The organism is Streptomyces sp. NPDC005728, from assembly GCF_040630895.1.
In the GTDB taxonomy this organism is placed as follows: domain Bacteria; phylum Actinomycetota; class Actinomycetes; order Streptomycetales; family Streptomycetaceae; genus Streptomyces.
The window spans coordinates 101,175-125,979 of the sequence record NZ_JBEXYL010000014.1; the positions used below are offsets into that span (position 1 = coordinate 101,175).

The 24,805-nt window shown below is 72.1% G+C and carries 19 protein-coding genes, 3 pseudogenes and 1 riboswitch; of the genes and pseudogenes, 11 read left to right on the forward strand and 11 right to left on the reverse strand.

Annotation, left to right across the window (positions count from 1 at the left end; all coding sequences use genetic code 11):
• Positions 1–28: 28 nt before the first annotated feature.
• A complete protein-coding gene (locus tag ABZ471_RS12875) occupies positions 29–850 on the reverse strand; it encodes an NAD(P)H-binding protein (RefSeq protein ID WP_359065517.1) in 822 nt (273 codons plus the stop codon).
• Positions 851–937: 87 nt separating this feature from the next.
• Between ABZ471_RS12875 and ABZ471_RS12880 the strand changes: the two genes are divergently transcribed.
• The 3 genes from ABZ471_RS12880 (at position 938) to ABZ471_RS12890 (ending at position 2,662) form a co-directional block, all read left to right on the forward strand.
• Entirely contained in the window at positions 938–1,543 is a 606-nt protein-coding gene (locus ABZ471_RS12880) for a TetR/AcrR family transcriptional regulator (RefSeq protein WP_359065519.1), read from the forward strand.
• Positions 1,544–1,760: 217 nt separating this feature from the next.
• Positions 1,761–2,162, forward strand: coding sequence for a hypothetical protein (locus ABZ471_RS12885; RefSeq protein WP_359065521.1), 402 nt, complete (start codon positions 1,761–1,763; stop codon positions 2,160–2,162).
• An 86-nt stretch (positions 2,163–2,248) separates the two neighbouring features.
• The gene (locus ABZ471_RS12890) at positions 2,249–2,662 is read left to right on the forward strand and encodes a hypothetical protein (protein WP_359065523.1); all 414 of its coding nucleotides are present in this window, start codon (positions 2,249–2,251) and stop codon (positions 2,660–2,662) included.
• Positions 2,663–2,670: 8 nt separating this feature from the next.
• On the opposite strand, the gene ABZ471_RS12895 is transcribed toward ABZ471_RS12890, so the two are convergent.
• Positions 2,671–4,569, reverse strand: a complete 1,899-nt coding sequence (locus ABZ471_RS12895; protein WP_359065525.1) for an acyl-CoA dehydrogenase — start codon at positions 4,567–4,569, stop codon at positions 2,671–2,673.
• A gap of 392 nt (positions 4,570–4,961) precedes the next feature.
• Here ABZ471_RS12895 and ABZ471_RS12900 point away from each other — a divergent pair, with 392 nt between their 5' ends.
• The 5 genes and pseudogenes from ABZ471_RS12900 to ABZ471_RS12920 all read left to right on the forward strand — a co-directional run.
• Positions 4,962–5,645: a ScbR family autoregulator-binding transcription factor gene (locus ABZ471_RS12900; RefSeq protein ID WP_359065527.1), complete on the forward strand. Its 684-nt coding sequence runs from the start codon at positions 4,962–4,964 to the stop codon at positions 5,643–5,645.
• Positions 5,646–5,766: 121 nt separating this feature from the next.
• Positions 5,767–7,005, forward strand: coding sequence for a cytochrome P450 (locus ABZ471_RS12905; protein ID WP_359065529.1), 1,239 nt, complete (start codon positions 5,767–5,769; stop codon positions 7,003–7,005).
• Between the two features lie 323 nt (positions 7,006–7,328).
• The gene (locus ABZ471_RS12910) at positions 7,329–7,985 is read left to right on the forward strand and encodes a ScbR family autoregulator-binding transcription factor (protein ID WP_359065531.1); all 657 of its coding nucleotides are present in this window, start codon (positions 7,329–7,331) and stop codon (positions 7,983–7,985) included.
• A gap of 111 nt (positions 7,986–8,096) precedes the next feature.
• Positions 8,097–9,467, forward strand: a complete 1,371-nt coding sequence (locus tag ABZ471_RS12915) for a S41 family peptidase (RefSeq protein WP_359065534.1) — start codon at positions 8,097–8,099, stop codon at positions 9,465–9,467.
• Positions 9,468–9,488: 21 nt separating this feature from the next.
• Positions 9,489–9,624: riboswitch (cobalamin riboswitch) on the forward strand.
• Between the two features lie 184 nt (positions 9,625–9,808).
• Positions 9,809–10,219: pseudogene (locus tag ABZ471_RS12920) on the forward strand (ABC transporter substrate-binding protein); the annotation flags it as partial.
• Positions 10,220–10,231: 12 nt separating this feature from the next.
• On the opposite strand, the gene ABZ471_RS12925 reads toward ABZ471_RS12920, so the two are convergent.
• The 6 genes from ABZ471_RS12925 to ABZ471_RS12950 all read right to left on the reverse strand — a co-directional run bounded on the left by ABZ471_RS12925 (position 10,232) and on the right by ABZ471_RS12950 (position 17,411).
• Positions 10,232–12,526, reverse strand: a complete 2,295-nt coding sequence (locus ABZ471_RS12925) for an FUSC family protein (protein ID WP_359065536.1) — start codon at positions 12,524–12,526, stop codon at positions 10,232–10,234.
• 6 nt (positions 12,527–12,532) lie between these two features.
• Positions 12,533–13,474, reverse strand: a complete 942-nt coding sequence (locus tag ABZ471_RS12930) for a cytochrome P450 (RefSeq protein WP_359065538.1) — start codon at positions 13,472–13,474, stop codon at positions 12,533–12,535.
• A 341-nt stretch (positions 13,475–13,815) separates the two neighbouring features.
• Positions 13,816–14,739, reverse strand: a complete 924-nt coding sequence (locus ABZ471_RS12935) for an RNA polymerase sigma-70 factor (RefSeq protein WP_359065540.1) — start codon at positions 14,737–14,739, stop codon at positions 13,816–13,818.
• Positions 14,740–14,795: 56 nt separating this feature from the next.
• On the reverse strand, positions 14,796–15,155 hold the full coding sequence (locus tag ABZ471_RS12940; RefSeq protein ID WP_359065542.1) for a DoxX family protein: 360 nt from the start codon (positions 15,153–15,155) through the stop codon (positions 14,796–14,798).
• Positions 15,156–15,231: 76 nt separating this feature from the next.
• Positions 15,232–16,815 (reverse strand): glycerol-3-phosphate dehydrogenase/oxidase, encoded by a 1,584-nt coding sequence (locus ABZ471_RS12945; protein WP_359065544.1) that lies wholly within the window; start codon positions 16,813–16,815, stop codon positions 15,232–15,234.
• Positions 16,812–17,411, reverse strand: coding sequence for a TetR/AcrR family transcriptional regulator (locus ABZ471_RS12950; protein WP_359065546.1), 600 nt, complete (start codon positions 17,409–17,411; stop codon positions 16,812–16,814). The genes ABZ471_RS12945 and ABZ471_RS12950 overlap by 4 nt, the downstream gene beginning before the upstream one ends.
• 83 nt (positions 17,412–17,494) lie before the next feature.
• Here ABZ471_RS12950 and ABZ471_RS12955 point away from each other — a divergent pair, with 83 nt between their 5' ends.
• Positions 17,495–19,087 carry an FAD-binding oxidoreductase gene (locus tag ABZ471_RS12955; protein ID WP_359065548.1) on the forward strand — a complete coding sequence of 531 codons (1,593 nt, stop codon included), beginning with the start codon at positions 17,495–17,497 and terminating at the stop codon, positions 19,085–19,087.
• 49 nt (positions 19,088–19,136) lie between these two features.
• Complete coding sequence (locus ABZ471_RS12960) at positions 19,137–20,042, forward strand: YegS/Rv2252/BmrU family lipid kinase (RefSeq protein ID WP_359065550.1); 906 nt, start codon at positions 19,137–19,139, stop codon at positions 20,040–20,042.
• Between the two features lie 271 nt (positions 20,043–20,313).
• Here ABZ471_RS12960 and ABZ471_RS12965 read toward each other — a convergent pair.
• Positions 20,314–20,574 (reverse strand): annotated as a pseudogene (locus ABZ471_RS12965) (VOC family protein); the annotation flags it as partial.
• A 741-nt stretch (positions 20,575–21,315) separates the two neighbouring features.
• A pseudogene (locus tag ABZ471_RS12970) lies at positions 21,316–21,693 on the reverse strand (triacylglycerol lipase); the annotation flags it as partial.
• Positions 21,694–21,866: 173 nt separating this feature from the next.
• Here ABZ471_RS12970 and ABZ471_RS12975 point away from each other — a divergent pair.
• Complete coding sequence (locus tag ABZ471_RS12975; protein WP_359065552.1) at positions 21,867–22,790, forward strand: aminoglycoside 3'-phosphotransferase/choline kinase family protein; 924 nt, start codon at positions 21,867–21,869, stop codon at positions 22,788–22,790.
• A 92-nt stretch (positions 22,791–22,882) separates the two neighbouring features.
• Here the strand turns inward: ABZ471_RS12975 and ABZ471_RS12980 are convergent, their stop codons facing one another.
• A complete protein-coding gene (locus ABZ471_RS12980) occupies positions 22,883–23,917 on the reverse strand; it encodes a serine/threonine-protein kinase (protein WP_359065555.1) in 1,035 nt (344 codons plus the stop codon).
• Between the last annotated feature and the right edge of the window lie 888 nt (positions 23,918–24,805).

Consider the following 24,805-nt stretch of genomic DNA (forward strand, 5'->3'; position numbering starts at 1 on the left):
GCGGTGCGCCGAGCGGGTTCCCGCCGGGTCAGCGGAACGCCCTGGCGTTGCGTGCCGCCCACACCGCGAAGGAGGTCGCGGGTCGGCCCAGGACCCGCTCGACGTCCTCGCTGACTCGCTGCTCCTCCGGGGTCGGCTCGCCGAGGATGGACAGGGTGCCCTCCACCACCGCGCTCGGCATGAACCGCGCCATCTGTGTGCGGGCCTCCTCGAGGGTCTGTTCCACGAAGGTCACCGGCTCGGCAAGGGCCTGTGCAAGGGCGGCCGCACGCTGCCGGGGAGTCGTCCCCTCCGGGCCGGTCAGGGTGTAGGTGGCGCCGTCGTGTCCGTCCTGGCGCAGGACGGCGGCGGCGACCGCGGCGACGTCGTCCGGGTCGACGAACGGCAGCGCCACGTCGGCGAAGGGCGCCGCCGCCGTGCGGTGCTGCCGTACCGGTTCGGCCCAGGCGAACACGTTGGAGGCCATACCGCCCGAGCGCAGCACGGTGAAGGCCAGTCCCGACCCGGCCAGGGCGGCCTCGAAGCCTGCGGCGTGCGCGTAGGTGCGCGGCCGGGTGCCCACGCCTTGCGAGGACAGCAGGACCACCTTGGTGACGCCGGCCGCGGCGGCCTGCTTCAGGATTCCTTCCGGGTCGGCACCGGCGACCAGCAGGAACAGTGCTCTGGCCCCCTCCAGCGCGGGCGCGAGACCGGCCGGCTGTCCGAGGTCGGCGGCGACCGCCCGCACGCCCGGCGGGACGTCCTCGGGGGTGATGTGCCGGGCCACGGCGGTCACGGCTTCTCCTGCGGCGGCCAGCTGTGCGACCAGAGCCCGGCCGACGTTCCCCGTGCCACCCGTTACGACGATCATGACGTTCCTCTTCCGCATCGATTTAGTTAGTTGACTAACTGAGTCCTACGGTAGGGGATCCGTCCGGCGCTGTCTATCCTTAGTCAGGTGACTGACTCAACATCCGGCAGGGCGGCCGGAGCCGCCTCGTCCCGCCGGGGCGGCAAGCGCGAGCGCCTGGTCGAAGCCGCGGTGCAGGTCTTCCATCAGCAGGGGGTGGAGAAGACCACCCTCGGGGACATCGCCCGCGCCGCCGACGTACCTCTCGGCAACGTCTACTACTACTTCAAGACCAAGGACCAGTTGGTCGAGGCCGCGGTGGAGGCCCACTGCGACCGGCTCGCCACGCTCACGGCCCGACTGGAGACGCTCCCCGATCCGGCCACCCGCCTCAGGGCGCTGATCGCCGGCTGGGTCGAGGAGCGCGAGACCGCGGCCCGCTTCGGCTGCCCCTTCGGCACGCTGGCCACGGAACTGGACAAGCGCGACGACGGCCTGGACCTGGCCGCCGCCAAGGTCATGCGGGCCCTGCTCGACTGGGTCGAGGGCCAGTTCACCGAACTGGGCCGGTCCGACGCCCGCGCTCTCGCCGTCGAGCTGGTCGCCGCTTATCAGGGCATGTCGGTCCTCACCAACACCCTGCGCGACCCCGGCCTGATGGCCGCGCAGGGCGAACGCCTCCAGTCCTGGATCGGCGGCCTCGCGGACACCTGATCCGCGGGACCAGGGCGAGGGTCTCGCCTCACGTGAGCGGGCCGCCGGCTCAGGGGTCGACGGCCAACGCCGATGGGCCGACGTCCTGTCGTGGAACGAACGGCCGGCGCAGTCATACGGTCGCGCCTCCCGGACCGTCACCGCACCGACAGGGCAACACACCCCGGCCGCCGCCTTCGCCGACCGCCCGTCGCTGAGCGGCGTACAGAGGAGAGCGATGACGACCGACCTTCGTACGACGATCCGCGCCCTGCGCCGGGCAGTGCCGGCCGGTGCCGCGGCGACCGCGGCGGCACTGCCCCTGCTGTGCGCGGTGCCCGCGCAGGCCGCCGCGACGGACGCGAGCGTGTATGTGTGGGCGACCGGGGTGAACGTACGGGACTGCCCGCGGGTGTCCGCCGAGTGCCCGCCGATCAGCGGGGCCCAGATCGGCAGGCGGTGGGTGACGGCGTTCTGCCAGCGCACCGGCAGCGAGGTGACGGACGGCCCCTACCGCAACAACTGGTGGGTCCAGGTCAACGCGGGCGGACCCATCGGCTGGATCAGCGCGGTGTACGTCCGCGGCGGAGCCGACGACGCGCCGGTCCCCGCAGTCCCGGCGGACGCCGACTGCCGCTGACCGCGCACACCGCCGTCCTGCGGTCACGGTGTCCAGGGCGTAACTCCCCTCCGGAGCAAGGAACTTCAGGAAGAGGAGCACCACCCGTGTTCTCGAAGACCATCACTCGTCCGTTCTCCCCGCGGGCCCTGCTCGCAGCCGTGCTCGGCCTCACCGCGCTGCTCGCTCTCGCGCCCTCACCCGCCCGGGCCGCCGCCTCGGGCAGGACCGTCCACATCTGGGCCGGCCAGGTGCGGGTACGCCAGTGCGCCAGCACCTCGTGCGACCTGGCCACCGGTGAACGCCTCACCGACGTCGACGTGTACGCCTACTGCCAGCGATGGGGCGACCGCGTGGCCGACGGGCCCTACTACAACCACTACTGGGTCGAGATCGTCTCGCCGCAGGGCTGGCTCGGCTGGGTGAGCGCCGTGTTCGTCAGCGGAGGGTCCGACGACGGCCCCGTCCCCGGCGTGCCCGTCGAGACCGACACCAGCCCCGTCTACTGTGAGTACCCGTAGCCCGGCGGCTAATCGGCCACGGTCGTGAAGTCCGCGAGCGAGACGCCGCCGGAGCCGGTCAGGGGGATCCCGTCCAGGTACGCGGCGGGCAGGTCGAACGCGTCGACCAGGTCCGTCATGTGCGGGGCGAGACCCCGCAGCACATCGTCCAGGAGCTGGGGCAGGGCCCGTACCTGCTCGGCGGAGAGATGGCCGTCCGCCAGCAGATCGCCGGTGTGCTCGCCGATCTGCTGGAGCAGGAACAACAGGCAGAGCTGCTCCAGCAGTTCGCGGGCCTCGGAGGACGCGGCCCCCGCGGCCGCGCCCAGGAAGGCGTCCGCGGCCTGCAGCCGGGCGTGCACCGAGACCATCTCCAGGGCGGCGGAGGAAGCGCCGTTCCACCGCTCCACCGGATCCCCGGAGGGCCCCCGGCGCAGCGCCGTCCGCGCCCGATCCTGCCAGGTGCTCTCGGCCCGGGCCAGCAGCCTGCGCAGATGCCGGAGGTCCGTCAACCGCTCCACGCCGCCGGGATGTTCGGGGGCCTGGCGGGGCGGCTGGTACTCGAAGAGCATCTCGGCGGCCGCCTTCACCCAGATCACCAGGTTGTCGCCCTCGGCGGTGATGGTGCCCTCGGTGTACTGCGGGAAGTCGGACAGGCCGTTGGCGGCGAACAGGCCCTGCGCGCCGCAGCGTTCCCGGCACTCGATGGTGATGTCCCGGGCCCGCCAGGTGATCCAGCTCTTGGCGACGGCGATCAGCCGTTCCGTCTCCGCCCGCACACCGGCGTCACGGTCGGCGTGGTGGGCGGCCCAGCGAGAGAGGACCGAACGATGCAGGAAGGTCATCGCGTACGCCGTGGCGAGACCCTTCAACAGGCGTCCGTGGTGCGAGCGGTGGGCGTTGACCGGTATGCGCTCGCCCGCCCGCGGCCCGCTGACCCGCCGGTGGCCGCCGTAGCGTACGGCTATCGCGAGCGCGGCCCGGGTCGCGCCGACGGCGGCGCTGCTCATGCACAGCTTGCCCATCGTGACCCGGCCGATGGACTGAAGGAACCTCTTGCGCCGGTTGCCGAGGCTGCTGTGGAGGCGGCCGTCGGCGTCCAGGCGGCCGTGGTCGGACTCCAGCAGGGCCTCGCGCGGCAGCGGAACGCGGTCGAACGCGGTCAGGCAGTGGTCCACCGGGGCCCCGGAGCGCAGGGGCAGGCGGCGGACCCGCACCCCCGGCAGCAGGCCCCGCTCGTCGCTCAGCGGGGTCAGGAAGAGGAAGACGCCCTCGTCCCGCCCCTCGACGATGAGCCGGGCGGCCACCACGGCACTCTTGGGACCGCCGGTCATGCTGGTGTTGGGCATGAACTTCTGGGCACCGGAGTGCGGTGTGTTCAGTACGAATCCGCCGGTGGCCGGATCCAGTTCGGCGGTGGTCTCCAGGGCGGAGGCGTCGTTGCCGTGATCCAGCTCGGTGCACAGGAAGGTGCCGGTGCGCCGCAGCGTCGTGAAGTCGGACAGGTCGCGCCGCTCGGCGCCCCCATGGTCGAGGAGGCTGCCGAGGAAGAGGTTGTAGTGGATGCTCGCCACCGTGCACAGGCCCCCGCCGCCGTCCACGATCGCCGCCCACTCGTGCAGGCCCGCCAGCAGCTCCGGGTCGTTCGCGAGCCGCTCGGCTCCTCCGGCCGTGTCGTTCACCAGGCGGAGCCACTCGTAGGAGAGGGCGGCGCGTTCGGCCGAGTCGAGCCCGGGCCGGTGGCGGAAGGTGTCCTTCGCAATGAGGTCACGCCACATCCCGTGGGTGCGTTCCCGGTCGTCGCCCTCGAAGAGCAGCCGGGTCAGCTCTCCAGCTCGGGACATGTCCGGACGAGGTTCCTGTTTCATGTCACCGTTCTCGATGTCCGGCGAGGAGGGAACGTCTGCCTGGGGTGTCAGAAGGGTCATGACCCGCTCCCGTGGTCGCAGATCCAGAAGGATAGGGTTGCATAGAGTCAGAAGATACGGACCTCCCGGTTTGCTAATCAAGCCACGTTTCTGCCAACGGTGGCCGAACTCGAAGGGCCCGCAAGCGCTTTCCGGCCTCAGAACGAAGCGGCAGGCTCAATTCCGGTCTGACTTGGTGGCCATTTCTGCACACCCAGCCACTGCTGGTGCGTTGAAATACCGGGCGACAGGTTTTATTGTGGCGGTCAGCGACGGCTCGGGGGTTCCCGCGCGCAGGGTGAGGAGGGGGCGTTCGCATGCTTGAAAGGCCATCTTCTCCGGTGGCACGATACGTACCTATCGGTCTCTTTTTCTGGCCGACCGGTCCGTGAAGCCGATGCGGAGGATGTGCCGTGGCCCTGCAGGAACGAGCGATCAGGACGAGACGCAACATCCTGGTCGCAGCCGCCGACGTGTTCGCCGACGTCGGCTACGAGGCCGCGACCATCTCGGAGATCCTCCATCGGGCGAACGTCACCAAGGGTGCCCTGTACTTCCACTTCTCCTCCAAGGAGCAGCTCGCCCAGGCGGTACTGACCGACCAGCTGAAGTCCGTGCCGGACTCACCGCCGCGGGAACTGGTGCTCCAGGAGGGACTGGACGCAGGCTTCCTCCTCGCCCACCTGCTCAGCTCGGGCGACCCCATGGTGCGCGGCAGCATCCGCCTCACCGTGGACCAGGGATCACCGCACGACGGACTCGACCGACGTGTGCCGATGGCCTCCTGGGTCGCCCACAACGCCGAGCTGCTCGAGCGGGCGAAGGTGAACGGAGAGCTGCTGCCCCAGGTCGACGTCCAGGCCGCTGCGAAGGCGTTCGTCGCCGCGTTCACCGGGGCGCAGGTGCTCTCCAAGATCATGAACGACCATGGCGACCTGATGGAGCGAGTGGTCGACCTCTACCGGCACCTGATGAGCAGCATCGCCGTCCCCGCGGTGCTCGTGCGACTGGACATGTCGCCGGAGCGGGGCGAGCGCGTCTACGCGGAGGCCATGGAGCTGCGCCGGGAACCGGAGAAGGCTCCGGCCGCCGGCTGAACCGGATCTCTCCGCAGGCCACGGACGCCGGCATCCGCCGGGTGCGGGAAAGCGGACATCGCTGCCATGGGCACGTCGCAACGCAACATCGTGATGCAGGACCGACCCAGGGAGCACACCGATGGAAAACACCGCTTGCCCTTACGCCTTGGACCTCACCGGCCAGGACCACATGGGGGAGGCCGCGATGCTGCGCGCCCAAGGCCCCGCGGTCCAGGTGGAATTGCCGGGAGGCGTACGCGCCTGGGCCGTCGTAGGGCAGACGTACGTGGAGCAGCTGCTGACCGACCCGCGTGTCTCGCGCAGCGCCCGCCTCCACTGGCCGCCGTTCATCGAAGGGAAGATAACCGAGGAGTGGCCCCTCTACCCGTGGGTGGCGAACGAGAACATGCTGTTCGCCTACGGGGAGCACCACACCAGGCTGCGCCGCATGCTGGCCGGCGCGTTCACCGCGCGGCGCTCCGAGGCGCTGCGCCCCCGTGTGCAGGAACTGTCGGCCGAACTGCTCGGCAAGCTGGCCGACCTCCCGCCCGGTACGCCGGTCGACCTGCGCACCACGTACGCGGAGGTGCTGCCGCTGCGCGTCATCTGCGAGCTGTTCGGTGTCCCGCAGGGCGCCGACACGGACGCCCTGTCCTCGGCGCTCAGCACGGTGTTCAGCTCCACCGTGAGCGGCGGGGAGATGGAGGCCGCCCGACTGGAGGCCTTCGGGCGGCTCGCCGCACTCGTCAAGGCGAAGCGGGAGCAGCCGGGCGACGACCTCACCAGCTCCCTGATCGCGGCCCGCGACCACGGCGACCGGCTCACCGAGGAGGAACTGCTCGGCTCCCTCTTCATGTTCATCGCAGCCGGTCAGGACACCACCGCGACCCTCATCACCAACGCGGCCGGCGCGTTGCTGACCCACCCCGAGCAGCTGGAACACCTCCGCGCGGGCCGCGCCACCTGGCCGGACGTGATCGCCGAGACCATGCGGATGCACACGCCCGGGGCGTACGCGCCGATGCGGTTCGCGGTCGAGGACATCGATCTCGACGGGGTACGGATCCGCAAGGGCGACTGCATCCTCGTCAACTTCGCCGCGGGCGGCCACGAGACCGACCGGCACGGCGCGGACGCGGACCGCTTCGACCTGCTGCGCACCGGCGACCGCGACATCCTCGGCTTCGGCCACGGGACCCACCGCTGCCTCGGCGCACCGCTCGGGGAGATCGAGGCGGCCTCCGCCCTCTCCCGGCTCTTCGACCTGTTCCCCGACGTGGAACTGGCCTGCCCGCCGGATGAGTTGGCCCCGCTGCCGACCTTCATGCTGAACGGGTACCGCTCGCTGCCCGTGGTGCTGCGTCCGTCGGCGTCCTGAGCGCACGGGCAGGTCTGCCCGCCGGAAGTCCGCTGCCCACGCCGGCAGCGGACTTCTGCGTGTCCGGGGAAGCCGTCGTGGTCACGTCCGTTCACCCGGGCCCCTCGCTGCGGACAGTCAAACCAGGTACGCGGTTTGCTTGTTGCACGGCAGGGTGGCGGACTGCCGCCCGGGCAGGGGAATTTGGGCAGCTCTCGGTGTTTTCCTCCTGGCGCCCCGTCAGGTCTTGCCGCATCGGACCACCCGGAAACATACTGAACACGCGGTTAGACGGGGGCCGAGGGGCGTGGGTTCTGTACCACGCCGGTCCAGGAGGATGCGTCATGGTCAAGCAGGTAAGGGCGGTTCGCACACGGGAGGCACTCCTCCGCGCGGCGGCGGAAGCCTTCGCACACCACGGATACGCCCGTGCGTCCCTGCCCGCGATCAGCAAGCGGGCCGGGGTGAGCGCCGGCGCCCTGCACTTCCACTTCCCGAGCAAGGACGCCCTGGCAGGCGAGATCGAGAGCACTGCGGCGCGCACGGTGGAGGAGCTGACCGCCCACTGCCGGAGCACGGGCGGCAGTGCGCTCGGGGTGCTGGTGGCCGCGATCCGCCGGCTGGTGGTCGCGTGCGCGACCGACCCGGTCGTGCGGGCCGGGTTCGCACTGAGCGGTGACCCCGCGCGGGACACCGGAACCGCCGTGCTGGACTCGTTGCACGGCTGGGTGCGCGATGTGGTCGGCCGGGCCCAGGAGCAGGGGGAGCTGACCGACGGCGTCTCGGCCGAGTGCGTGGCAGGGGCCGTGGTGGCCGCGACGGTCGGCTTCGAGGTACTGGGCAGCCGGGACCGGGACTGGTTGCCGATGGAGCACATGGTGGAGTTCTGGTCCTGCCTGCTGCCGCGGCTGGCGGCCGTGCCCGGCGGCGATCTCGCCGACGTGCTGGAGAACGGGGCGACGGGCGACCGGGACACCGAGAACAGCATGGCCGGTCTCTAGGACGCACCCGGGGGTTGTCCCGACCCCGGACGCACCGGTTCACCGGATGGCGCGGGCGCGTCGCCATCGGCGACGGTGGAGCTCCGCAAGCACGTATCGGAAGGACCCATCGTGCGCATCGTCACGGCCACCGTCGTCGCCCTCACCCTGACCGCGTCCGCCGGCCCGGCGGCAGGTGCCTCGCGGCCCGGCCCGCCGGGCACCGACGGCGTGTGGCGCATGGACGGCTACGGAACCGTTCTCACCCTCGGCGGAGGAGTCCTGCAGGAGTACCAGACCACATCCGTCGGGTGCGTCAAGGGCGACTCCTCGCGGCAGACGGGCCCCGGGACGTACACGACGACGGACGGCACCGTGCTGACCGTACGGATCGTGCACGACCGCGACCACGCCACCCTCGCCGCGGACAGTTCGGCGGGCCATCGGGGGCTCCGGCGGATCGCCGCGCTGCCGGCCGACTGCACCCGTGTCCTGTCCGACGATCCCCGTACCGCGTTCGACGTCTTCTGGCGGACCTTCGAGGAGAACTACCCCTTCTTCGCGGCGAAGGGCGTCGACTGGCACGCCGTGCGCGACCGGTACCGGCCGCAGGTGCACCAGGACACCACCAGGACGGAACTCTTCGACCTCTTCAGCCGGATGGTGCGTCCGCTGCACGACGCGCACGTCGGCATCAAGGACGGCGACCGCGTCTTCTCCTCGGTCCGGCCGGGCACCGAGATGCCGAGCGTGGAACTGGACGCCAGGGTCAAGAAGTTCGTCGTGGCCCGCGACCTCAAGGACGCGTCCCACCGCCAGGACTTCGCCCGGGGCCGGATCACCTACGCCGACCTGCCCGGCGACCAGGGCTATCTCCGCATCTCCGGCTTCGGGGGATACGCCGGCGAAGGCGCCCCGTACAGCGCCGAGCAGGCGGAACTCGACCGTGTGCTCAACACGGTCCTGACCCCCGGGCGGGGCGCACGCCTGAAAGGGCTGATCATCGATCTGCGCATCAACGGCGGCGGCTCCGACACCCTGGGCATCCGCATCGCCCGGCGCCTCACCGACACCGCCTACGTCGCGTACTCCAAGCGAGCCCGCAACGATCCGGCCGACCCGACCCGGCACACCCGCCCCGAGCCCGTGTCCGTCGTCCCGGCCGACGCGCCCCGCTACGCCGGCCCCGTCGCCGTCCTGACCGGCGGCTCGACGGTGAGCGCGGGCGAGACCTTCACCCAGGCCCTCCTGGACCGGCCCGGCCGGACCGTGCGCATCGGGCAGGCCACCCAGGGCGTCTTCTCCGACGTGCTGCTTCGTTATCTCCCCGACGGCATCCTCTTCGGCCTGCCGAACGAGGAGTTCCTGACCCGCACCGGACGCACCTTCGACGGCACGGGCATTCCGCCGCACCTGACCGAACCGGTCTTCACCGAGAAGGAGTTCACCAAGGGCCGCGACTCGGCCTTCGACCGGGCCGTGAACACCCTTCCGGCCGCCTGAGCAGCGACGGGACGCCGGCGAGCCAAGAGGGCTCTGTTAGGCTCCCCTTGCCTCCCGTGGGGGAAGTCCGGTGAGAGTCCGGCGCTGACCCGCAACGGTGTGCGCGAGAACGGTTGTTCCTCGCGCCAGCCCGATCGCCCGTGGGTGGTGCGACCCGTTGACTGCTCGCCGTGGACTGCGAGAGGGGACCCGCGGCCGGCACGGCCGTACAGGCTGTCTCCTGCCGTGACGTCCGCCAGGCGGCCCCAGGCGAAGGACCGCCCCGACCGTGCGCCGACGTTCCCACCCCAGCCGGACTCCCCTCGTGCCCGTGGTCCTCGGGCTGACCCTCCTGTTGCTCGTCCGACGTCGAGGCGAAGGCACCCAAGGGCGCCGGCCGGCCCACGGTCTTCCTCTACGACAGCGGCCAGGACCAGCCCTTCACCTCCGGCCGCTACGCCGCCCCGGACCAGATCATCGGCCGGGCCGGCGGCGTCAACGTCATGCACGACGTCGCCGACTCCTGGACCACGGTCGGCTGGGAGAGCATCGTCGAACGGAACCCGGACGTCATCGTGATCTGCGACTACGGCGACGTCGGCGCCGAGCAGAAGCGGAAGTTCCTGCTGTCGTACGCCCCCCTGCGCAACGTCTCCGCCGTCAGGCACCGGCGGATCTTCACCCTGGACTACGTCGACCTGGTCGAGAGCCCGCGCAACCCGTCGGCCGTCGCCCGGCTCGGCGCGTACCTGCGGACGGTGTCCGACCGGTGAGGACCGCCCGGGTCAACCCGACTCCTCGGGCCGGGCCGCGGCGGCCAGGCTCGGTTGCAGGCGCCGGGCCGCGTTGAGGTGGTCGACGGTCCAGATGATGCGTACCGCCGTGTCGGAGGCCCGGCCGTCGTCGTCGCGCAGGTCGCGGCGGACCGAGTCGACCAGGCTCGCCTCGGCCGCCGGACTGCTCGGCAGCGGATCCCGGACGGCGGAGCGACCGACCAGACTCAGCGCCAGATCCCGGTACCAGCCGGTCACATGGCCCGCGGTGTCGAGCAGCACCAGACGTGCCTCGGCACGTTCCGTTCCCGCGTGCCGCACGCCCGCGCGCTGCCACAGCCCGACCACCGCGTCCGCGGCGAGCCGCAGGCCGACGACGCCGGTGACCAGAGTGGTCAGGTCCGCCAAGGAGACCCGTTTCGCGCCGCGTTCGGCCAGGAAGCTGCGGACGGCGTCGTCGAGTCTGCGCGCCGCGGCCGCCGCCTCGCGCCCCTCCTCCAGCGGGGCGTCCGCCGCGGTGGGCCGGGCACCGCAGCGGCCCACCGCGTACTCGACGGCGCCGGCCAGATAGCGGGCGCTGCCGGTGTACGCCTCGGCCAGGGCCCGGTCCACGGCGGCCGCGGCGCCGCGCGGCCAGAAGAACAGCCCCACGAGCACGCTGACGGCACAGCCGATGCCGATGTCCTGGACCCGGAGCAGCACGATGTGCCAGTCGGGGTTCTGGCCGATGTTGAACAGGATCACCAGCGTGATGGTGAAGGCCGCCTGCCCGGCGGCGAACGACACGGCGGCCGGTGCGATGCCGGCGACGAGTACGGCGACGGGCAGCAGGAACCACAGCACGGTCCCGTGGTGGCCGATGAGCTGGAGCAGCCCGGCGCCGATGACGGATCCGACGAGGGTGCCGCCGAGCGCGCGAACCGCGCTCTGCCCGGTGCTGAGAGCGTTGGAGCGCAGCACGGACAGGGTGCCGAGGAGCACCCAGAACGAGTGCTGCACGCCCGTCAGCTCCGCCAGGGTGACCGCGATGCCCAGACCGGCCGCGCCTCGCAGACTGTTGTGCAGCCACACCGAGTTGGGCCGCAGGTGGGCCACGGCCCGCTCGTACGCCGAGGCCAGCGGCTCGGCCGGACCGCCGGGTTCGAGGCCGAGCAGCCGCTCCGGCCAGCTGCGCCGTTCCGCCGCTGCCGCCAGATCCACGTTGCCCGCGATCTGGAGTGTCGCGAAGGCCAGTTCCTGGGCGCGGAACGACAGGTCCAGCGTCTCGAGGAAAGCACGGGCTTCCGGCTGCGTGCTGCGAGCGGGCAGGTGCACCGGCAGCACGGTTGTGGCACCGCGCTCCATGCGGTCCATGGTCGCGCGCAGCCGCGCCGTCGCCGCGCGCAGCGCGTCGGGGGAGCCGCTCGGCGCGTCCAGCAGGTCGGCGGTCCGCTCCAGCACGGTGGCGGCCGCCTGCCGTACCGCACGGGCCGTGGGATCGCAGACCGGGTGGCCGTCCGGCGGGGGAGCACTGTCCGCCACGATCGTGCTGAGCCACGTCAGCTCGTCGACCAGCCGTACCAGGGCACGCGAGCCGGCGGACAGTCCGGTGGGCCGGTAGGGGGTTCCCTCGAACGCGGTGCGCAGGTCGGCGGTGGCGATCGCGGTCTCGTCGGCGTTCTCCCGGCACGCGCGGACGCTCGGCGCTTCGGCGCCGCCCGCCAGGCGGGACGCGTCGGTGCGCAGCTGTGCCGCGGCCGCACGGCACACCCGGGCGGCCGGCGCGTTCAGCGGGTCGGCGGCGGGGCGCGGCCACAGCAGCGAGACGGCGAGCAGGGCCACGGCCGAGGCGAGGCCCGCGCCGGCGAGCCGCTCGGGCAGCTGCGACAGCGGCGCCGGCGAGCTCACCGGCAGCACGAAGGCGAGCAGCAGTGCGGTCGACGCCCCGGCGAGCACGGAACTGACGACGCCCGAGAACAGCACGAGGAAGCCGACGGCGACCGTGGCGGCGACCGCGACCCAGCTCACCCGGGCCGCGACGGTGCCGAGGCAGATGAGCAGCAGCCAGGCTGCCGCCAGGCCCACATGGGCGCGCAGCCGCTGCACCATCGGTCCGGTGAACTCGACGAGCAGCAGCATGGAGAAGGAGGCGAACGCCGCGAAGGTCGCCATCGCCGGCGAGTGGAACACCTCACTGCACAGGGCGAACAGCGTGGGCATCACCACGGCCGTGCGCGCGGCCCTGCGGGTGGCGGCCAGCTCCGGGTCATGCGCTTTCAGCCACGCCGGGACCCTGACCGCCCGACCGATCCGAGGTGCTGCCCGCATCCTCCGCTACCAGGTGACCGGCAGTGTCCGCGGCCCCCGGATGAGCCCCTCGCGCTGGAACTCGACCTCGGCGGCGGGTACCGGGAGCCGGACACCGGGGAAGCGGTCCAGGACGGCCTGGATCATGACTTCGGCCTCCATACGGGCCATCAGGGCCGCCAGGCAGAAGTGGGGGCCGTGTCCGAAGGCGAGGTGCCCGGCGCCGTCCCGGCCGAAGTCCAGCACGTCGGGCGAGATCGCCTCGTCGCCGGTGATCTCCCCCGCCGCGGTGGCGCGCGCCAGCACGCCCGCGAGGTCGTCCCGGGGTTCGGCGCGGCGGCGCTGCAGGAGGTCGACGACGCGGCCGCGGGTCGTCTCGCGTGCCGTCCGATGGCGCTCGCTCCCGTCCGGCGCCTTGGACAGGAGCGTTTCGGAGTTGCCGGCCCTCTGGTGCCAGTCGTCCTCGTCCGCGCCGAGGAAGAAGCAGACGACCGCGATCGGGAACGGAGTGCGCAGATGCTCCATCAGATCGCCCGGAGGGCCGGCCTGCTCCAGGCCGTCGAACATCCGGTGGGCGGTGTGTTCCGCCGGCGGGCGCAGCCTCGCCATGCTCCGGGCGGTGAACGCCCGGGCCACGACCCTGCGCAGCCGGGTGTGCCGGGGCGGGTCGATGTACTGCAGGCCCGCCGACTGTGACGCCACCGCCTGCGGCGCCATGCCGGTCACCGAGATTCCGGCGACCTCCTCACGGGAGAAGCGCGGATCGGACGTGACGAAGCGGACGTTCTCGTAGCGGGTGACCAGCCTTGCGTGCCCGGAACCGTAGGGCAGGCTGATCCGGGTGACGGGTTCCTCGCGGAGGACCCGGTCGAGGAACGGATCCGGGTCCAGCGCCGGCAGGTCGTCGACGGGCCATGGCCTCACCTGCGGAGCAGGCGACGCGGACGCGGGGTCGAGGTCGAGGATCATGGCGCATCACTCCTGAATGTCCCGTTTCCCGAGCGTGGAGCCCGGACGGGCAGCCGCGTGTCGCCAGGTCCCGTGTTCCACACCGCCGAACCCGGAGGGAGATCCGTTCCCGAGCGAGTGCAGTGGCTGCCGCACGGTCACCCGTTCCAGCCGTGGCACCCCCTGGTTCCCGCCCGGCCGCGACTTCGGCCCGTGTCCGCGCCCGTCGTCTCCCTTGCCTCGCCCGGACGGCCGGAGCGGCCTGCCGTCCTCGGCCACGCTCTGTCCCTCCCCGTAGCGTGCCGCAGGCACCGTCGACCCGCACGCCGGAGACTTCCACGAGGTGCGGTCGGCTGGTGCGGTCATGGCAGGTGCCGGCGGGCCTGTCGGGCTTCGCGGTCGATCGCCCAGGCGTCCGCCACAGGGCCCAGATGCCTGAGCTTGTCGGGGTTGATCACCAGGCGGATCGTCCGGATCTGCCCGTCGAGCACATCGAGCGACAGGGTGTGGAGCACCTTTCCGTCCCGGTCACGGACGATCGCGCCCGGCTGGCCGTTGACCTCGTGCGGTTCGAACGTCACGTCGATCCGGGCCAGCGAGGGGAAGGCGGCGGCAAGCAGCCGGGCCACGTTGTCGGCGCCGATGACGGCCCTGGCCAGCTGCGGGGCCTTGCCGCCGCCGTCGCCGACCATCGACACGTCGGCCGCGAGGAGTTCCTGCAGACCGGCGACGTCGCCTTCGCGGAGGGCGTCGAAGAACCGGGAGGCCAGTTCCTCCCGCTCGGTGCGGTCCGCTTCGAAACGGGGCCGTTCGGCGGCCATATGGCGGCGCGCCCGCACCGCGAGCTGGCGGCACGCCGCCTCCGAGCGCCCCACGGCCGACGCGACCTCGGGGAAGCCGAAGGCGAACACCTCCCGCAGGACGAAGACCGCCCGCTCGAGCGGGCTGAGCCGCTCGAGCAGCAGCAGGGCCGCCATCGACACCGAGTCGGCCAGCTCCGCCGACCGCGCCGGATCCTCGTAGGGGTCGCTGAGCAGCGGCTCGGGGATCCAGTGTCCGACGTACTCCTCGCGCCGGACGCGGGCCGAGCGCAGTACGTCGATCGAGATCCGGGTCACCGTAGCCGAGAGGAAGGCCTTGGCCGACCTGGGCTGTGTCGGGGAGGCCTCGAAGCGCAGCCAGGTGTCCTGTACGGCGTCCTCGGCCTCGCTGACGCTGCCGAGGATCCGGTAGGCGATGGAGAACAGCAGCGGCCGCAGCTCCTGGAACTCCTCGGTCCGGCTCATGTCGGCTCCACCGAAATCCCCCTGGGGCGGCAGCAGGTCCGCGCCCAGCCCCTCCATCACCAGCCCCACGCGATGAATGCCGCAAGCACGAGATAGATCAAGTTCAGCGCCACGAACGCGGATTCGCCGCGGCGGGCGTGGGTGATCATCGCACCTGCCATCAGCAAGAGCCAGCAGACGGCGGTCACCGGGACCAGAGTCGGTGCGACACCGAGCGCGGCGGGCAGGCTCAGGCCCGCCCCGGCCAGGAGTTCGAGGACGCCGAGGGTCTTGACGAAGCCGGCGCCGGTGTCACCGGTCCATCCGCCACCGTGGGCCGCTGCCAGCTTCTCCCTTGGCACGAAGGTCTTGCTGATGCCGCCGGCCAGGGCTACCGCGGTCAGCAGTCCGGCACTGATCCACAGCGCGAGGTGCATCGTCCACTCCTTGATCGAGGATTGCCTGCACCTCGTAGGACGAGACAGCAACCTCGCCTGTGACATCCCCGCGGAGTCAGTGACGCTCCGCCGTCGCCCACGCCAACGCATCCCCGGCGATCGCGAGCGCCTGGGCGCGGTCCTCGGGGACGAGGCCGATGCGGGTGCGCCGGTCCAGGAGGTCCGCCGCGTCGAGGGCGCCCTCGTGCCGGGCGGCCCACACGAGTTCGGCCCGGGTCACCGGATGTCCCGGCAGGACCGGCTCGGCCAGGGCCGGGTCACGCTCCGCCAGGGCGTGGACGGCCGGGGCCTCGGTGCCGTAGCGGCGGACCAGACGCAGCGGGGCCGGCAGGGCGCGCAGCTGTTCGGGTGCGGTGGCACCGACCAGCGGCAGCGTGGCGGTGGGGGAGGGGCGCGAGGGCAGGCCACGGACCTCGATCGCGGCGTCCACGGCGTCCTGCGCCATCCGGCGGTAGGTGGTGAGCTTGCCGCCGACGACGGTGGTCACGCCGTCGGGCGAGGTGAGCACCGCGTGCCGGCGTGAGATGTCGGAGGTGCGGGCCGGGGCGTCACCCGGGTCGTCGTGCCCGGTGGTGTCCAGCAGCGGGCGCAGCCCGGCGAAGGCGCCGACGACCTCGTCCCGCCGCACCGGCGTGTCCAGTACGGTCCCGAGCACGTCCAGCAGGAAGCCGATGTCGGTCTCGGGCACCTGAGGCACGTCCGGGACGGCGCCGTCGACCGGCTCGTCGGTGAGACCGACGTAGACCCGGCCGTCCCCCTGCGGCAGGACCAGGACGAACCGGTTGGTCTCGCCGGGGATCGGGATGTGCAGGCCGGCCGGCAGACTGCCGAGCCGCTCCGAGCGCAGCACCAGGTGGGTGCCGCGCGAGGGCCGGATCCGTATGCCGTCGACGAGGTCGCCCGCCCACACTCCGGTGGCGTTGATCACGGCGCGGGCGCGGATCTCGCCCTCCTCGCCGGTGAGTTCGTCGCGGACGCGCGCGCCGGTCCCGGTCGTCTCCAGCACCCTGACCCGGGTCAGCACCCGTGCGCCGTGCGCGGCGGCCGTCCTCCCCAGGGCGGTCACCAGCCGGGCGTCGTCGGTGACCCGGCCGTCCCAGGACAGCAGTCCACCGCGCAGCCCGGCCGCGCGCACCGACGGCGCCAGATGCCTGGCTTCGGTCCCCGACAGCCGGCGCGGGGCGGGCAGGACCTGCCGCGGGGTCCGCGCGGCCAGGCGCAGCATGTCACCGGCCCGGAACCCGGCCCAGGCCAGCGAGGCCTGGGCCCGCGACACCAGCGGGGTCAGCGGCAGCACGAACGGCTGGGCGGCCACCAGGTGCGGGGCGGTGCGGGTCATCAGCACCCCGCGTTCGACCGCGCTCTCGTGGGCGACGTCGAACTGCGCGGAGGCCAGATAGCGCAGTCCGCCGTGGATGAGCTTGGAGCTCCAGCGGGAGGTGCCGAAGGCCAGGTCGTGGGCGTCGACCGCGACGACGTCCAGTCCGCGGGCGGCCGCGTCCAGGGCGGCCCCGGCTCCCGTGGCGCCGAGCCCGACGACCAGGACGTCGGCCACCCTGCCGTCCGTCGCCTCGGCCAGTTCCCGGGTGCGCCGCCCGGCGCTGAGGGACGAGCCTCGTACGGCCTCGATGTGGCTCATGGCGTCAGGGTCCTCTCCAGAAGGGTGCGCAATTCGTCCAGGAAGGCCGGGGAGTCGAGCTCCTGGTCGTCCTCGTCGGTCATCGTGCGCAGGGACAGGGTGAAGGACTGCACGATCAGCAGCAGGGCCCGGGCCTGCCGTTCGGTGTGGGCGGTGCGCACCGATCCGTCCGCGTGGCCCTCGCGCAGCGCGCCGGCCAGCAGTGCCAGCAGCGCCTCCTGGCTCGCCCCGCGCCGGTCGAGCACGTAGGGGAGCAGCAGTTCGGGGTCGACGTCGACGATCTTGCGGAAGAGGGGGTGGGCGCGGAAGGCCTCCACCCCTGCCACCAGCCCTGTCACCATCCGGGTGCGCGTGTCCGTGCCGGGCGCGGCCTCCGGTATGGCGCGCGTGGCCACGTCGATCCACTCACGGGTCATCAGATCGCCCACCAGTGTGCGCAGGTCGGGCCAGCGCCGGTACAGCGTCATCCGGGAGACACCGGCGCGGCGGGCCACGTCGGCGAGGGTGGTGCGGCGGACCCCGACGGCCAGTACGCAGTCGCGCACCGCGTCGAGCACGTGATCATTGTCCGAACCGTTGTGACGAATAGGCGTCATGTGTCACAGTGTAACGCCCCGGGGGCCGGGCGGAGACGCCGCCGCGCGAACCGAGCACACCGACCTGTGAGGACGACCCTTCGATGGACATGCTGTGGAACGGCTGGGGCGACCCGGCCAAGGCGGCACCGCTGCCCGACACGGTGACCGGACTGCTGCGCGACCTGCTCGGCGTCAAACCGCGCACCACGCCCGCGCTCGCCCTGCAGGACATCGACCTGCCGGACACCACGGCCGGCCCTGCGGCTCTGGAGGCGCTCGCCGAGGCCGTCGGCGGCGCGGACCATGTCCGCACGGACACCGAGAGCCGCATCCGGCACACCCGCGGCAAGTCCACCCCCGACCTGCTGCGCCTGCGCGCCGGCGACCTCTCCGAGGTGCCGCAGGCCGTGGTCCTGCCCGCCTCCCACGACGAGGTCCTCGCCGTCCTGCGGGCCTGCGCCGGGCACGGTCTGGCCGTCGTCCCCTTCGGCGGCGGCACCTCCGTCGTCGGTGGACTCGCCCCCGAGCGGCGCGCCTTCGTCGCCCTGGACCTGCGCCGCATGAACGGCCTGCTCGACCTGGACCCGGTCTCCCGCACCGCCGTGCTCCAGCCCGGCCTGCGCGCCCCCGAGGCCGAAGCCCTGCTCGCCGAACAGGGCTTCACCCTGGGCCACTTCCCGCAGTCCTTCGAGTGGGCCACCATCGGAGGCTTCGCCGCCGCCCGCTCCAGCGGACAGGCCTCCGCCGGATACGGCCGCTTCGACGAGATGGTGCTCGGCCTCACCCTCGCCACTCCCGAGGGGACCGTCGAGGCGGGCCGCGCCCCCCGCTCCGCCGCAGGACCCGACCTGCGCCAGCTGATCCTCGGCTCCGAGGGCGCCTTCGGCGTCATCACCTCCGTCCTCGCACGGATCCGCCCGCTGCCCGAGGTGCGCCTCTACGAGGGCTGGCGGTTCGCCTCCTTCGAGGAGGGAGCAGCGGCCCTGCGCCGGCTCGCCCAGGACGGACCCCGGCCGACCGTGCTGCGCCTGTCCGACGAGACCGAGACGCTCATCGGCCTCGCGCAGCCCGACGCCATCGGCGCCGGCCTGGCGCAGAGCGGCGCCGGATGCACGGCCATCACCGGCTACGAGGGCACGGCCGAGGACACGGCTCAGCGCCGCGATCAGGCGGCGGCCGTCCTGCGGGCCGCCGGCGGCACCCTGCTCGGCGCCGAGCAGGGCGAACGCTGGGCCCACGGCCGCTACTCCGCGCCCTACCTGCGCGACGCCCTGCTCGACGCGGGAGCCTTCGCCGAGACACTGGAGACCGCCGCCTTCTGGTCCCGCGTCCCCGATCTGTACGCCGCGGTCCGCACCGCCCTCACCGACACCCTCACCCAGGCCGGCACCCCGCCCCTGGTGATGTGCCACATCTCGCACGTGTACGAGAACGGCGCCTCGCTGTACTTCACCGTCGTCAGCGCCCAGGGCGAGGAGCCCGTCGCACACTGGACGCACGCCAAGCACGCCGCCAACGACGCCGTCCTCGCCGCCGGCGGAACCATCACCCACCACCACGGGGTGGGCACCGACCACCGAGACTGGTATGTCAGGGAGGCCGGAGAGCTGGGCATCGAGGCCCTGCGCGCCGTCAAGCGCCGCCTGGACCCCGAGGGCCTCCTCAACCCCGGCGTCCTGCTGCCCACCGACTGACCCACCCGCCCGTCCCCGCTCCTTCCGTCACCGCCCGGAGGCACACCCGATGCGACAGTTCACCGCCGTCGTCAACCCGACCGCGGGCGACTCGACCGGGGCGGCGTCGCTGCTCCATCTGGCACGCCTGCTCCGCGAAGCCGGCGCCGAGCTGGAGACGGAGTACAGCCACAGCCTCGCCCACGCCCAGGACATCGCCCGGCAGGCCGGGGAGCGCGGCCGGGTGGTCCTGGCGGTCGGCGGGGACGGTATGGCCGGCGGCATCGGCGGAGCGCTCAGTGGCACCGGCGCCGTCCTGGGCCTCGTACCCGCCGGCCGCGGCAACGACTTCGCCCGGGCCCTGGACCTCCCCGCCGACCCCGCCGAACTCGCCGACATCCTGCTCCACGCCGAGCCCCGGCACGTCGACACCATCGAGGTGGAGTCGGCCGTGCACCACCGCACCGTGGTCCTCGGCAGCGTCTACGCCGGCGTCGACGCACTGGCCAACCTGCACGCGAACCACGCCCGGCTGCTGCGCGGGGCCGCCTCCTACTACGCGGGCGGCCTGCGGGCGGTGGCCACCTGGCGGCCCGCCGACTACCGGGTCACCGTCGACGGCGAGGAACACGCCCACCGCGGCTACACCGTCGTGGCCGCCAACTCCCCCTACTACGGCTCCGGCCGGCTCATCGCCCCCGGCGCGCGGGTCGACGACGGACTGCTCGACGTCGTCATGATCCGCGAGGCGCCGCGCCGGCTGTTCTTCGCCATGATGAACGAGCTGAAGACGGGCGCCCACGTCCACCGCCCCGAGGTGCGGGTCCTGCGGGGCAAGGAACTCCGCATCGAGGCCTCCCGCCCCGTCCCCTACGGAGCCGACGGCGAGGTGGAGGCCACCCTGCCGGTGACGGTCCGGGTCAGGCCCGCCGACCTGCCCGTACTCTGCCCGCCGGCCACCGCTGACCGACCCTGACCGCTCAGCGGTCGCACGAGAGCGCCGGCAGTTCGGCGAAGGTGTCGCCCGGGTGGAGCAGGTCGTCGTAGGAGCCCGGGCCTCACCGGACTTCGACTGATCACTTCAGGCGGCGAGTTGAGCGTTGCGGTTGGCGAACGAGCTGATCTCGCCCCCCTGCGCGCAAGCTCTCGCCGCCCGAATCGGCCGAGATGCCGCAGCGCAACCCACCCGGGGCCATGGCGCATGAGCAGACAGGGCTCACGTGTCGGGGTGTCGTCAAGGCTCCGCGTCAGGACCGGGCGAGGATGCAGAACTCGTGGCCCTCCGGGTCGGCCAGGCACTTCCACGGGACGTCGCCCTGGCCGAGGTCGAGGTCGGTGGCGCCGAGGGCCCGCAGCCGGGTCACCTCCGCCTCTTGATCGTCACGGGGGTACCGCAGCAGGTCCAGATGGACACGGTCCGGCACGGTCTTCACGCCGGTGCGGAGGAACTCGAGATACGGGCCGACACCCTTGCCGGAGCGCAGCACCGCATGTTCGTCGGTCACCTCGTCATCCGCAGGTACCGCCGCCGAACAGAGATCAACTCGCTTCGGGCCGTCATTGCGTACCGGCGAGGAAGGGGCGGAGGACGTCCAGCAGGGCTTCGAAGCGGTCCAGGGGATGATGTGGCCGCAGTCCTCCAGGACGAGGGCTTCCAAGTCGTCGGCGAGAGGCCGGAGTTGGCGATCGAGGGCGCGGCCCACCAGGTGGGCGCCGATCGCCGTCGCAGGGACCGTCACCCGGGCCGAGCCGGCGGCCGCCCGAATCTGCCGGGCGCTCGACCGCAGCGCCCGGTACGGCCCCAAGGCGCTGCGCAGCACCCCGCTCCGGGCGTAGGTCCGGGCGATCGCGGCGCGCAGATCCGCCCGTACCCCGCGCCCGGGCGTCCCGCGGTCGAGGAACCAACCGATGTACGGCACCTCGTGGCCCGCGAGTACGGACCAGGACGAGGAGCGGTGCCGGCTGCCCAGGAAGGCCCGGACCTGCTGGGAGACCTTGTCGTCGGTGAGCAGGTCGTTGTGGGCCAGGCAGCCCGCCGGGTGGTTCTCGGCCCCGTTCAGCAGCACGCTGTCGTCCGGGTCGACGATCTCGTCGCAGTTCGACCACCACGTGCCGTAGCGCACGTCGCCGGGTGTCTCGTCGCCCTGGGCCAGCTGGGTCTGCACGTACGACCCGGGCGTCATGTCCCGGCACGCCTGGGACCACAGCGCGCAGGCCCAGGCGATACCGGTTCCGTGGTTAGGTCCGCCCAGCGACACCCAGTGGTCCACGGTCGCGGTGCCGCCTCCGTACTTGACGTACCAACGGGTGACGAGGCTGCCGAAGGAGTGGGCCACGATGTCGACCTTCCGGGCACCGGTCCGGGCCCGGACCTGCTCGACGTACGCGGCGAACCGGCCGGCGAGGGTCTCGTTGACGGACTGACTGGTGTCGTACCCCCAGGCGAACACGTCCCCTTCGCCGTATCCGGAGGCGAGCAGATCGGCTCGGAAGGATCCCCAGACGCCGGGGTCCGCGTTGTAGCCGTGCACGAGGATGACCGGTGTGACCCCGCTGTCCGCCTCCTGCCCCCGAACGGCCGCCGAGGCGGGTGCCGCCGAGCCGAACAGCAGAGCGATGGCGCACATCAGGACTCGTGCACGGGCATGCAGGCGTTCCACGGGGCCTCCTGGCGGCTCGTCAGCTTCGCAGTGGCCACATGGTGAAGCCCCGGGCGGAAAATGAACATCCCTCACGTTCCATCCGTCAGGGCCGTGGAACTCCGTTGTCTCCCTGCACCCGGTGACCTACGGTTCCGATCATGCTGCCATCGGTGGAAACGGACGTGGAATGGGACGCGGTCGTCCCCGACGAGACGGTGATGCGCCCCGGAGTGGAGGACCTCTGTGCACGACTTGGTCTCGCCCGCGCACCGCTGACTCGTTTCCAGGACGGGTCGCAGCCGGTCTACGCGGTGGGTGACGACCACGTTCTCAAACTGTTCCCCGGCGCCGTCGCCCAGGACGGTGTCGCCGAGGGCCGCGTCCTCACCCATGTCCAGGGACGGCTTCCGGTACCGACACCGCAGGTGCGCGATTTCGGCCCGTACGAGAACGGCTGGCAGTACGTCCTGATGTCCCGGCTCCCCGGCGAGAACCTGGCCCGTGCCTGGGACCTCGTGCCGCGGAGCGAGCGTGAACGGCTCGTCACCGAGGTCGGCGAGACCCTGGCGGTGCTGCACTCGCTCGACCCCGATCCCCTCGGGGACGTCCTCGGCCCCGGGGACTGGGGCGCCTTCATGGACCGCCAGGGCGCCGGTGCCGTGGAACAGCAGCGCGCCCGCGGACTGCCGGACGCCTGGCTGGAGCAGATCCCGGACTTCCTCGGCTCGGTCCCGCTGCCGCGCGCCCCGCACCCTTCCCTGCTGCATACCGAGGTCATGCAGCAGCACTTCCTGGTCGATCCCGACGGGTGGCGCCTGACCGGGCTCTTCGACTTCGAACCGGCCATGATCGGTGACCGCGCGTACGATTTCGTGGGCGTCGGCCTGTTCGTCACCCGTGGTGATCCGGAATTGCTGGCTCGTCTGGCCGGCGCGTACGGCCACACCTTCGAGCCGTCGGAACTGCTCGCGTACACGTTGCTGCACGTGTACAGCAACCTCCCCTGGTACATGCGGGAAGTGCGTGTGCCCGCAGAGTCAACGCTGCCTGCGCTCGCGGAGGCGTGGTTCGGCACGGCGTGACGCAGGTCCGCCGCACCGGCGCGCCGCCTCCCGTGCCGTCCCTGGAACCGGACGGCCGAACCGCTTCGGCGTCCATGCCGGTGTCGCCGTAGTCACCTGGAGCCGGACGGCGTGGGGCTCGTGGCCGAGGGCGAGGAGGGGGTGTCGTCGGGGGAGTTCAGGGTGGCGCCGACCACTGCCGCGGCCGCGAACAGCAGGACTCCCGCACCGCCCAGTGCCGCTTTCGTGGCCCGGCCGGCGCGTGTCTGCGTTCGGGATGGTGCGGCCCGTCTGTCGGTGGTGCGGCGAGGGGGCGAGGGGGGCGTGGCCGGCGGCTGCTCCTCGTACCGGTTCCCCGCCAGCCAGGTGGCCGCCTGTTCCGCGGTGGGGCGGTGTGCCGGGTCCTTGGCCAGTAGGCCGAGGACGTAGTCAGCGAGCGGGCCGGGTATTCCGGTGCGCAGGAGGGTGGGCGGCACGGGGGCTGCGTCGACGTGCTGCTGCACCACCGACAGACTGGTCGCGCCGCGGAACGGCGGTCGGCCGGTGAGCAGTTCGTAGAGCACGCAGCCGAGCGAGTAGACGTCCGAGGACGGCTGGGCGGGGCGCCCAAGGGCCCGCTCGGGTGCCAGGTAGTCGGCGGTGCCGACGATCTTCCCGGTGGCGGTGAGGGTGCCGGCGGCGTCGTCGGCGAAGCGGGCGATGCCGAAGTCCGTGATCTTCGCGGTGCGGTCGGTGGTCAGCATCACGTTGGCCGGCTTGATGTCCCGGTGGACCACGCCCTGGCCGTGCGCAGTGGACAGGCCCGCCGCCATCTGCGCCGCGACGAGCGCCGCCTCGCGCGTGGGCAGCGTGCCGCGCAGGGAGCGCTCCTGCGCCAGTGTCCAGCCGTCGATCAGCTCCATGACCAGGTAGAGCCGGCCGTCGTGGGAGCCGAAGTCGTACACGCCCACCACATGGGGGTGGTTGAGGCGGCCCGCCGTCCGGGCCTCCAGACGGAAGCGCTCGACGTCCGCCGCCTCCTCGGTGCGCAGGAGTTTCACCGCCACCGCACGACCGAGGGTGCGGTCCGTGGCCCGCCAGACCTCGCCCATGGCGCCGCGCCCCAGCACCTCGTCCAAGTGGTAGCGATCGGCAAGAAGCAGTCCCACCTGCGTCCCTTCACTCTCGGCGGCCCACCGCACGCCGATATCCAATTACACCCGTTCTGGGAGCAATTGTGGCCTTGTGCGATCAAGATCATCTTACCGAACCGATCCGGAGTGACTTGGATCACTTCTCCCTCCAGGCCCGTGATGATCACGGGCCTGTGTGCGCTGGGGAGGTGGGCAGCCTGTGCGCAGGTGTGCCCCAAGTGACGTTCTTCTAGGGCCTTCCCGGCCGTCTGTGAGGGTGATGGGGCGTGAGCCGTCGTACGGGGCATGCATACAGACCGTTGAGTCTGCGGAGGCCGGAGAGTGGAGCGCATGGCGTGACCTGGAGATGGACGTCGACCCGCTGGAGCGTCCCGACGCCAAGGTCCGCGGGGCCTCCGAGCCGATGTGGGTCGGCCCCTCCGACGGCGTCCAGGTTCAGGTCGTCCACTAGAACGACACCCCCGCCCCGCTGCCGAAAGGTCTCGAGGTCAACCTGGTCGACCCAGGCGTGGTGACCGCCGTCGAGGTCAAGGCCGGCAGCGTCGGTCCGGCGGCGTTCGTGGCCGAGTCGAGCCCTGGCGAGACGAGCGGCGCACCGGCGGACTCATAATCCGTCGGCCGCGGGTTCGAGTCCCACCCGCCCCACTGTGCAGCTCTTTGACCTGCGGAAACGTCTCATCAGGGGCGTGAGTTCAGGGCTTTGGGTCAACGGACTGAATCCGCTGCTCCTGACTTCGACGGCGGTTGGGACTGCGGAGTTTCACGATGCGTTGACCTGGGCGGATGCGTGGGTTCATGGTCGAGGGAAGCGGTAATCGTCGACCAGTACGGGGCCTGGACGCACAAGTTGGGACGCTGATGGGACGCAGGGAACGGGAAGAGCTGTCTGTGGACGCACTTGCA